Consider the following 10,352-nt stretch of genomic DNA (forward strand, 5'->3'; position numbering starts at 1 on the left):
TCATTATCCGATTCCATTATACAACCAACCAATCTATAAATCATTATGCTTTGGTGGTGATTGTCCTAATGCAGAAATTGCAGCGGATAATGTAATTTCCCTACCAGTACATCCTTCTTTAACAAAAGAAGATTTGGATTTGGTTATTGAAGCGGTTAAAACCGCCTCTGAAAAATTATGTTAGTTTTCAACTAACTTTTCTTTTTTTATTTTAGCATTTTTTCGACAGTGTCAACTTTAGCGTCTAGTGTTCTGTTTTCAAGGTCTCTTCTGTCATCTATTTTTATCACGGTGTAAACTCTGCCGATTCCAAGTTCAAAAATAGCCTCTTGGGCATTAGCAATCGCTTGGTACAATTCAGTTAGATTTTCCGCTTCAATCTGTGTTCCCATTCCGGTTAATTGGTAGTTAAGTCCGGAATCTTTAATTGATTGAACGGCAGCGGTTACATAATCTTTACATTCTGTTGTCTCAGTTCCGACAGGCAATATTGCAAAATCACATGTAATCATAATATCACTGTAAAATTATTTATCTATCTTTTTATAAATTACTTTGTAATGGCCAAATTAAACAAAGAAGAATTTAATGAGAAAATTTTTACAAGAATTAATAATTTGATTTCTGATTATAACTTAATCAAGGAAAATGAGCTGATTGCAGTTGCATTGTCCGGTGGAAAAGACAGTATATTGACTTTGCATGCTTTGAAAAATTATCAGAATTATTTGGACTTTGATCTGGTGGCTATCAGTGTTGATGAAGGAATTGAAGGTTATAGGCAACACGGATTGGATTCGGCCATTAAAAATGCCGATGAATTGGGCATTGAACTTGTTCAAAAATCATTCAAACAGGAAGAGGGATTTGCACTTGATGACATATATGAGGATTTTAAAAGTGCATGTATCCCTTGCGGAGTATTTAGGAGAAATATTTTAAATAAAACCGCTTATGAATTGGGAGCTGTAAAGATAGCAACAGGACATAACTTGGATGATGAAATTCAATCATTTTTAATGAGTTTTGCGAGAGGGGATACAATCAAATTCTCCAAATTTGGACCTGAACTTGATGTTATTCATCCCAAATTGGTTCCAAGAATCAAACCTTTATGGAACACTCCGGAAAAAGAAGTTGGAATGTGGGCTATTTTGAATGATATTGATATTCATCTAGATGAATGCCCTTATTCACATTTATCTTTGAGGGCTAAAATCAAAGAGTTTTTAAATGTCAGTGAAGATAGGTATCCTGGCGTTAAAAACAATGTGATGGAATCATTTCAAAAGATTTTGACTTTTGAAAATGATATTTCCACAAGCCTTAATGAATGCAGTGTTTGTGGTGAGCCAACTTCATCTGATATTTGCAAGGCCTGTGAATTAAAAGAATCAATTAATTCAAAAACAATAAATTAAACTATTGGTGGTATAAAATTGGATTTCATTAAAAAATGGACAGAATCTAGTCTTGTTTTGAAAATTTTAATGGGATTGGTTATTGGTGGTATTTTAGGAATTCTTGTCCCTGGGTGGTCTATTATAGGTTTTCCTGGAGAGATATTTGTAAATGCTCTCAAAGCTATTGCACCAATTTTAGTTTTTATTTTAGTAGCATCCGCTATTTCTAAAGCAAAATCAGGAATTGGTTCTAAATATAAAACAATCGTCTTAATATTTTTATTAACTAATTTCGTAGCTGCAATGGTTGCGGTTATTGCTTGCAATTTATACCCTGTATCTATTCATTTGTCTTCTATAAGTAGCACCACTCCTCCAGGGGAGTTTGGTGAAATAGTGTATGGCATGATTTTAGGAATATTTTCAAATCCCATAACCGCTTTATCGGAGGCGAATTATTTAGGAATTTTATTTTGGTCAATAATTATCGGTCTTGCATTGAGAATGATTGCAACCGATACCACAAAAGATGTTATAGACGACATTGCTGAAGTTTTTACAGAAGTTGTCAATATCATTATTCAATTTGCACCAATAGGGGTTATGGGTTTGGTATTCACTTCGGTTTCTGAAAGCGGTCTGAGCATTTTTGCACAGTATGGTCAATTGATGTTATTAATTGTCATATGCATTCTTGTTGTTGCTTTTATTGTTGATCCATTCATTTCATTTTTATTTTTAAGACGTAACCCTTACCCGTTATTATTGATATGCTTAAGGGAAAGTGCTATCACAGCATTCTTTTCAAGGAGTTCTGCGGCCAACATTCCTATAAACATGCGATTATGTGAAAGACTTGGATTGGATAGGGATTTATTTTCCATCAGCATTCCATTAGGTGCCACAATTAATACTGATGGTGCAGCTATTACAATTACAGTCATGACTCTTGTTACTTGTCACATGCTGGGAATATCAGTTTCCCTGCCGTTTGCAATCGTTTTATGTGTCATTTCCACATTAGCGGCATGCGGTGCTGCAGGTGTGGTTGGAGGATCATTATTGCTTATACCTATGGCATGTTCAATATTTGGTATCTCTCAGGATATTTCCATGCAAGTTGTTGCAGTTGGATTTGTAATAAGCGTTGTTCAGGATTCATTTGAAACAGCACTCAACTCTTCCAGCGATGTATTTTTTACTGCAACTACTGAATATTATTATAGAATAAAAAATGGAGAATCATTAAATTACCTTGGTGAATTCGCAAAGAAATGATTCTTCCTTTTAGTTTAATAATTAATTTCTGAGAATTGCGAAAGCCATATACACAATGAATAATGTTACGAGAATCGCACCTTCTCTTTTATCAAATTTGTCTTGTGTTTTACCGAATATGAAGCATATTACAGTTACAATCACCATAAATATGACATCTATTAACATACTTGAGTCTAAAGGTATTGAACTTATTGCGCTACTTGCTCCGAGCACGAATAAAATATTGAAGATGTTTGACCCTATAACATTCCCTATCACCAGCTGATTTTCCCCTTTCTTTAAAGCGGTAAGTGATGTTACAAGTTCAGGTAAAGATGTACCTATTGCCACAATGGTCAAACCTACCAATGTTTCACTCATTCCAAGTGCAATTGCTATATCTGAAGCACTGTTTACAACCAAATCTCCACCAAGTACGATTCCTGCAAGACCGACTATTATAAAAATAATGCTTTTTGGAAGGCTCAATTTAGGTTTTTCAACAACATCAGCATCATCTGATTTTCTTGCAGTAAATATGAGATAAATTATGTATGCAATCAATATGATTAATAAAATTATTCCTTCAATGTTGCTTATATTCCAACCAATCAAGATAAATGCCGCAAATAATATGGTAATGCCTACAAGAAACGGCAAGTCTTTATTCAATGTATTTTTTTCCATTAACAATTCGCCAAGCAGCGCTGATAATCCGATAACCATTAAAATGTTAAACATGTTACTTCCGATTACGTTACTTACGGCCATTGCATTGCTTCCGGTAATTGAAGATGTAATGGAAACTGCCGCTTCCGGAGCGCTTGTTCCGAATGCAACGATTGTAAGTCCAACAATTATTGTTGGTATTCTTAAAAGAGAAGCGATACTGCTTGCTCCATCAACAAAAAAGTCGGATCCTTTAATTAAGAATACGAATCCAACAAGCAATAATACAACTTGAATAATTATTGAAAAGTCCATCTTATTTACCTTCTTTTATTTCTTCCTGAGGTCCCAAATCAGTTACAAGAACCTTATCGATTTGATGCCCATCAATGTCTATGATTTCGAATATAAACCTGCCGCAATCATATTTGTCTTCTTCATCAGGTATTGTACCACTTATACTTAAGATGAATCCAGCTAATGTCGTATAGTTGTCTTCTTCCTCATCAGGCAAAGGTTCTTTGAAGTCAAATAATTTTTTAAACTTGTCAATAGGGTATCTTCCATCTATTAACCAAGTGCCATCGATTCTTTGGATTGCTTTAGGTTCATCTTCTTCATCAATTCCAGGAATGTCCCCTACAATACCTTCAAGCAAATCGTTTAATGTGATTAAACCTTCAACACTTCCGAATTCATCAACAACAAGGGACATGTGAACATATTCTTGGTTTTCTTTAAATTCTTTCAATAATTCTAATGTTTCAAGGTGTTCGGATACAACTAAAGGTTCTTTTACAATCTTATGAACATCAAATTCTTCGTCACTAAACATTACTGAGAGGATATCTTTTGCCTGAACAACGCCTATGAAATCATCAAGCTCTCCTGATGCAATTGGGAAAATTGACCTTTTACTTTCAATGATTTTAACTTTATTAACTTCTCTTTCATCTTCCAGGTCAATCCAGATGATTTCGTTACGGGGGGTCATTATGGATTCAACTTTTTGGTCATCAAGTTTGAAAACTCTTTTAATAATGTCTTCCTCTTCCTGTTCAATTGTCCCGTCTTCTCTTCCCTCTTTAATCATGAGTTCGATTTCTTCTTCAGTAACAGTATCATCGTTTCTGTTTTCGATTCTCATTAACCATAAAAGGAAACTGCTGGATTTTGCAAGAACAAAACTTACAGGCTTTGAAACTTTTGAAAGAACCACCATGCTTTTAGCAACTTTAAGAGACACTTTTTCAGGGTCGTTTAGTGCAATTACTTTGGGAACAATCTCCCCAATAACTAAAGTTAAATATGTAGTTACAATAACAACTATTGCTATACTTATCGGTTCGCTATAAGGTAAAAATGAAATATATTTGCTGAGAGGTTCAGCTAAAGTCACTCCACCTAATGCCCCAGTCAATACGCCAATAAGTGAAATTCCAATCTGAACTGTTGATAAAAATTCATTCGGGTCTTCCAGTAAATCAAAAACAATTTGAGCGTTCTTATTTCCTTCTTCTAAATATTTTTGCATTTTCGCTTTTCTTATGGATACAACAGCCAATTCGGCCATTGACAAATATCCTGTAAATATTATTAAAATTAATATTATAATTATCTTCAGTGTCGTTCCAATCATTTTTAACAAACCATTAAAACTAGTTATAACTCGCTGGCCTTCATAAAGCCAGTGTTACCATATATTTTATCTTGCATTTCTTGAACTGCCAGTGATGCATCTTCTCTTGTCTCTGCTTTTTTAAATATTCGCCTTGATTTTACTTTTAAGGTCTTGCCGCAAACGCATTTTCTGGTGGCAACACCTTCCTTCGCATATAATGCACGACCGCAGTCGCAACGAAATATTAAATACATGATTATTTTTCCATTTAAAATTAATTGTACTAATACTATATTGAAATACATTATATAAAATTATTCATTATCCGCCAAACAATTTCATAAATAATGGTATGAAAACTTGTGACGGTAAAATTACTAAAGTTGCTATGCTCACTCCTAAATTTGTTCCAATAACTACCAATAGAATTCTAAAAATATTGTTATGCCATAAATCCTTGAAACTTTCCATATGAGCTAAACTTTGAATATCTCTTTTCCTTACCTTCCTGAATTTAGCTTCTGTTAGGCCTGAAAACCAACCTGCAGCGAGTAATGGGTGAATAATTGTTAACGGAGCAACTACTCCTCCAACTATTGCTGATTGGATTTTAGACCCGGATAATATGGATCCGACGAATCCCATAATCATACTAATTATGACAAAATCATATATATTTCCGGTTATATTTATCCCATTAATATATGCAAGAAAAAATATCACCACAAATGTAATAGGAATCAATGCAAGGATTATTTTTACCCAAGGTATTCCACCATCATTATCTATTTTTTCCAGTTCATGTAAAGGAGGTAATGTTTCAGGATTATCTAAATATTTAATAATTCCAGGTTTGTGCCCTGCTCCAACAACTGCAATAACATGATCTTGTGGGAGCTGAAGAATCCTTCCTGCAAGATAAGCATCCCTTTCGCGGACAAGAACTTCATAAACACTTGGAGCTTCATCTTTAAACATTTCCATCAAATCATCAAGATTATCAGGATTTTTCAAATCTTCAATGTCAATTTCATCCTCTTCATCGTCAAAGCCGAAGATTGATGTTAGAAGACCAAATAAAAATTTGGATTTTTCTATAAAGCCCATTTTATTTAAGGCTCTTTGCAGTGTTGTGTTGATTTCCCTATCGATAAGAGCTATTGGTATGTTCAAATCTTCGCATGCTTCTATCGCTCCAACCATTTCAGAACCTGGTTTAACGTCAACATCCGCTCCGATTTTGGATTGGAAATATCCGAGAAGTGTTGTTGTGAAAAATAATCCTACTTTATTGTCTTTTATGATTTGAGTAACAGATATTGTATTATCTTCTTCTATGCCCATCATTTCTTTTTTAAGTCTTGTGTATCTTCCCGCATCAAGTTCAATAGCCACAACATCAGGATTCTGTTGATAAATAGCATCTTTTACTTCATCAACACTTTCGGAAGATACGTGGGCAGTACCTATTATTGTTAAACATTCTCTTTTCATTAAAAAAACACTTCTTTAAATTAGTATTATTATCTATTATGAAAAATTAATATATAAAGTTAATCTTTAATTAGGGTCAGTTCACTGTTTTTATAGATTGCAACATTATTGGTAATATTCTTTAAAAGACAAAATTCGATATCTTCTTCATAATTGAGTTTGGCCAAACGTTTGCCTGAGGCGCTATTGCGAAATCCATCTTTAACGGAATCATAATCTCTGCTGGCCAATATCGCCGCTTTCGCATAATCGTTTATTTCGCAGTCATCCAAGTTTTCGCAAATCCAGTAAAGTATCTCACCGGACGCCAGAAAATCCTCAAGCGCAAAGTTGCCTTTAACCCCTGCCATGACAACATCAATATGCGTTTTGGCTATTTCAATACTTGCTTTTCCAACAGCTTCTGCATTAACCATGCACCCAACAAGAACTGTTGATTTCATATTCTCCAATATTCTTGTTCCATTGCTGGTTGTTAGTATTAATGTATCTTTATCCGTCTTGAAGCTTTTTAATTCTTGAGGGGAGTTTCCAATATCGAAACCCTCAATCATTTCTCCTCCACGTTCTCCAGCAATAACTCCATTGAATTCATCTTTTAATTTAAAAGCTTCTTCGGGTGTGCAACATGGAATAATCCTTTTGAAATTATTTAGTGCAAGGGTTATTGTTGTACTGGCCCTAAGCGCATCCACCATTATTGATACATCATTGCTTGATGTGGTTTCAAAACTCAATGTTACTTTCATGAAGTAATTTATATTAAATGATTATATAATAATATTATTATGAAAATTGTCACAACACCCATGTGTGAAGAGATAGTAAAACTTGCAGGAATTTCTGATTATGTTGTAAATAAATATCCTGATGAAGAAGAAGGTGATTTAGCTATTTTACTTTCTGAAAGCAAAGTTAAAATGGACTCTTTACCTATCAAACTCAATACTCCTATGCAAGTTTTTGAAAGCATTAGAAAAGTTTCAGAATTTGCTGCAAATAATCTCTCTGATGATGATATAAAATCATTTTTCAAGGATTATAATCTTTGCCGGAAGTATTTGGGGTCTGATTTTAAAAGGGATATTGATGTTAAGGTTTATTCTGAATTTTTAAAAGATATTGTATTGGATATGGGATTTAATATTGTGGAGAATAATCCCCAATATGTGATTTATCCGGATTACTTAAAAGAGACAGTATCCGAAATTGACAATTTAGTTGAAATACCTTCTCACAGCTTTGTTTCTTTGAATCCATTCGAGCGAATCGAAGCAAGATATTCGATTTTGGAAACTTTAATATAGTTAGAAAATATAGAATTATTATATAATGATTGCATTTTTTGAGAGTTGTTAATATGTATGAAACATTAACATTTAATGGCGGAGTTCACAAAAGTGAAGAGATTAAGGAATTAATTGAAGATTTGGGAGGATTTATTCTTCAAGAAAGTATTCAACAAATGGAACTGGTTTTAAATGTAGCTGTTCCAATGGCTGATGTTGATAAAATTGAAGCAAAATCAAAAGAATTATTAGGTAAGTTATCAATTGCTCCTATGGCAGGTTCTGAGATAGCTATTATTTCACCAACTTTGGCAAGACACCATTTGCCTCATGCGGCTTGTGATATTTCCGAATATTTAAGGGAATATGGTGCTAAAGATAATATGATTGGTCTTGCAAGGGGTGATGGAAAAGGCACTTCAGGCATTACTGAGGAAGAAAGAAGCTTAATTGAAGAACATGACATTGCCGTATTTGCATTAGGCAGTTTTGAAAATTGTATTAAAGAAAAAGCATTCTTATATGATAATATAGATATTCCGGTTATTGTAACTGGCGCTCCTGAAATTCCTGTTGAAGAGCTCCCTGGTGTTGATGCATATGTCGGAGGTCTTGGCAGAATTCCAAGAAGGCTCAGAAGAGGCCCGGATATACGTGCACTTGACTCTTTAGTTGAAACTATAGAAAAAGTTTTAAGTGATAGAAAACGTGAAATGGCACTTGATCCACCATTAGTTCCATCTATTGTTGTAAAAAATGCAATTGAAAATCAAATTAGGGAAATAAAAGAGATTATTTCTCCAGCTCCAGTAACCTCCCAACTGGATGGTGTTCGTGTAAAATTGAACTATGATAGATATGCTGGCGATATTGCAAATGTAGTTATTGACGGCAAAAAATTATCTGAAATTGCTGAAATTAAAAAATCATTCATGTATGATTATATTTTAGTAAAAATTAATAGTGAGAGTTCTCTTGTTGAGGATTCAAACTAACTTTTCTTTTTTTTTATCGTATTAGTCTCATTCCGAAGAAATTAATGGCATCTACTAAATCATTGAATTGTTCCAGTTCTCTTTCTATGACATTTTCATCTGTCATATCAATACTTAACTCTCCATCAACACTCAATGTATCAGGGCCACGTCCAACAATTCGTTCAACTCCATCGGCACTTAAAATTCGCTCAGCATCAAGTTGATGGACAAAGGACCTTCCGGGAATGATAACTGCTTGCTTTATTTCACTTAAATCTAGTTTTTCCAGATCTTCTTTAGTGATTAAACAAGCTATTTCTTTTTCTACTGCAACAATATTTACATTGTCTCCAGTTTCTAATTTACTAAATATCTTGGATATGAATGGTTCTGCGATTTTAGAAGTGATTATTGTTGCTTCACCGGTTATAGGTTTGATAAATTGTAGGAAAATTTCATTTTCATCACTTGCAATCGCAAACGGACCGCCAGTTTCAGGATCGCATAATGGAGTGCCGCTCACTCTGAATTTGTATTCTTTGTTTATTTCTCGAACAAGCTGTGCAAAGTCTTCAACAGGCTGTGATTCGATTCCTTTGATGATAGGTTCATTTCCCAATATCAGTCCTTCATTGAATGTGTTTGCAAATCTCATTAGAAGCATTCCTTTTGCACCCCATTCTTCTAATGTGTTGCAGGTTTGCCTTAGTACATCTCCGTCGTTAACTCCGGGGATTATTACTGCAGCTCCTGTTAATTTAATGTTTTCACAAAATATCTTACAAGCTTTAAGAGCTTCTTCAGGATTTGGATCTTTTACCCATTCTTTTCTAAGTTGGGGGTCTGATGAAAAAATAGTAAATGAAACCTCTTCAACACCGTTATTGATTAATCTTGTAGCTGTTTCACTATTGTCAATTCCTTTTCCGCATGTGTAACCTAATATTGACGGTATTGAAAACTGATTTAAATTTGCAGTTAATGTTTCAAGATAGGGATAACAACTTATGTCTCCACCTCCGCTAATGTATGCGCTGATGTCTCCACGTCCCATATTCATCATTAAAGCAGTTTGAACTTCATTCATCACTTGAAACGGGGCTTTAAATTTACTTTGCGTTTCACTAATTCCTTTACTGCATCGTTCGCAACCTATCTTGTTAGGTAAACAATGTGCACAGCCAAAACTTTTAACTTCCTTTACCTTTCTGAAGTAACAGTATTTGCAAAAACCATTACAATCTTTTCCAGGTATTCCTCCAACATCCGCTACAAGTTGCATATTTCTATATTTTTATTTTCATTTTATTTATAAGTGAAGTCGATTTTGGCGAATGTAAATTTTGTATTACTTTTAAGATTATTATTACATTTTAACCTCAAAAGTATTAATTTTTAATTTTTGTCGGTTTGTTCTAATTCAGATTAATTTTTAGTAAAATTTGATAAAAGCAAATTAAATTTATTTTTATAAAATTAATTAAATTAATCATGCTTATATTTGGAAATAGTAGTTTTTTATCAAGAATAAAAAGTATTACTTTTGACACTATTTTTCTTAAAAATTTTATGTATTATTATACTTTATAAACTTTTCTAAAACTTTTCATAGGTAATCTTTATATTATATCTAAAATAA

General features: G+C 33.5%; 12 protein-coding genes. 5 read left to right on the plus strand and 7 right to left on the minus strand.

Features of this window, described 5'->3' with window-relative positions; translation table 11 throughout:
• The coding region (locus tag IJI93_RS06210; protein WP_292821307.1) for a DegT/DnrJ/EryC1/StrS family aminotransferase at window positions 1-184 on the plus strand (184 nt) is incomplete at its 5' end.
• Between the two features lie 22 nt (window positions 185-206).
• Here the strand turns inward: IJI93_RS06210 and IJI93_RS06215 are convergent.
• Entirely contained in the window at window positions 207-512 is a 306-nt protein-coding gene (locus IJI93_RS06215) for an MTH1187 family thiamine-binding protein (protein WP_292821309.1), read from the minus strand.
• A gap of 48 nt (window positions 513-560) precedes the next feature.
• Here IJI93_RS06215 and IJI93_RS06220 point away from each other — a divergent pair, with 48 nt between their 5' ends.
• Window positions 561-1,421: a TIGR00269 family protein gene (locus IJI93_RS06220; protein ID WP_292821311.1), complete on the plus strand. Its 861-nt coding sequence runs from the start codon at window positions 561-563 to the stop codon at window positions 1,419-1,421.
• Between the two features lie 18 nt (window positions 1,422-1,439).
• A complete protein-coding gene (sstT, locus tag IJI93_RS06225; protein WP_292821313.1) occupies window positions 1,440-2,681 on the plus strand; it encodes a serine/threonine transporter SstT in 1,242 nt (413 codons plus the stop codon).
• Between the two features lie 21 nt (window positions 2,682-2,702).
• On the opposite strand, the gene IJI93_RS06230 is transcribed toward sstT, so the two are convergent.
• The 5 genes from IJI93_RS06230 to comB all read right to left on the minus strand — a co-directional run bounded on the left by IJI93_RS06230 (window position 2,703) and on the right by comB (window position 7,196).
• Window positions 2,703-3,647 (minus strand): calcium/sodium antiporter, encoded by a 945-nt coding sequence (locus IJI93_RS06230; RefSeq protein ID WP_292821315.1) that lies wholly within the window; start codon window positions 3,645-3,647, stop codon window positions 2,703-2,705.
• A 1-nt stretch (window position 3,648) separates the two neighbouring features.
• The gene (locus IJI93_RS06235) at window positions 3,649-4,971 is read right to left on the minus strand and encodes a hemolysin family protein (protein WP_292821317.1); all 1,323 of its coding nucleotides are present in this window, start codon (window positions 4,969-4,971) and stop codon (window positions 3,649-3,651) included.
• A gap of 23 nt (window positions 4,972-4,994) precedes the next feature.
• Window positions 4,995-5,207, minus strand: coding sequence for a DUF1922 domain-containing protein (locus tag IJI93_RS06240; RefSeq protein WP_292821319.1), 213 nt, complete (start codon window positions 5,205-5,207; stop codon window positions 4,995-4,997).
• A 67-nt stretch (window positions 5,208-5,274) separates the two neighbouring features.
• On the minus strand, window positions 5,275-6,447 hold the full coding sequence (locus IJI93_RS06245) for a TraB/GumN family protein (protein WP_292821321.1): 1,173 nt from the start codon (window positions 6,445-6,447) through the stop codon (window positions 5,275-5,277).
• Window positions 6,448-6,506: 59 nt separating this feature from the next.
• Window positions 6,507-7,196: a 2-phosphosulfolactate phosphatase gene (gene comB / locus IJI93_RS06250; protein WP_292821323.1), complete on the minus strand. Its 690-nt coding sequence runs from the start codon at window positions 7,194-7,196 to the stop codon at window positions 6,507-6,509.
• Between the two features lie 39 nt (window positions 7,197-7,235).
• Here comB and IJI93_RS06255 point away from each other — a divergent pair, with 39 nt between their 5' ends.
• Window positions 7,236-7,754: a hypothetical protein gene (locus tag IJI93_RS06255; protein ID WP_292821325.1), complete on the plus strand. Its 519-nt coding sequence runs from the start codon at window positions 7,236-7,238 to the stop codon at window positions 7,752-7,754.
• A gap of 53 nt (window positions 7,755-7,807) precedes the next feature.
• A complete protein-coding gene (locus IJI93_RS06260; protein ID WP_292821327.1) occupies window positions 7,808-8,731 on the plus strand; it encodes a methanogenesis marker 7 protein in 924 nt (307 codons plus the stop codon).
• A 13-nt stretch (window positions 8,732-8,744) separates the two neighbouring features.
• Here the strand turns inward: IJI93_RS06260 and mmp10 are convergent, their stop codons facing one another.
• A complete protein-coding gene (gene mmp10, locus IJI93_RS06265) occupies window positions 8,745-9,995 on the minus strand; it encodes a methyl coenzyme M reductase-arginine methyltransferase Mmp10 (protein WP_292821328.1) in 1,251 nt (416 codons plus the stop codon).
• Window positions 9,996-10,352 lie beyond the last annotated feature (357 nt).

Origin of the sequence: Methanobrevibacter sp. (assembly GCF_017431965.1) — an archaeon.
Taxonomy (GTDB): domain Archaea; phylum Methanobacteriota; class Methanobacteria; order Methanobacteriales; family Methanobacteriaceae; genus Methanocatella.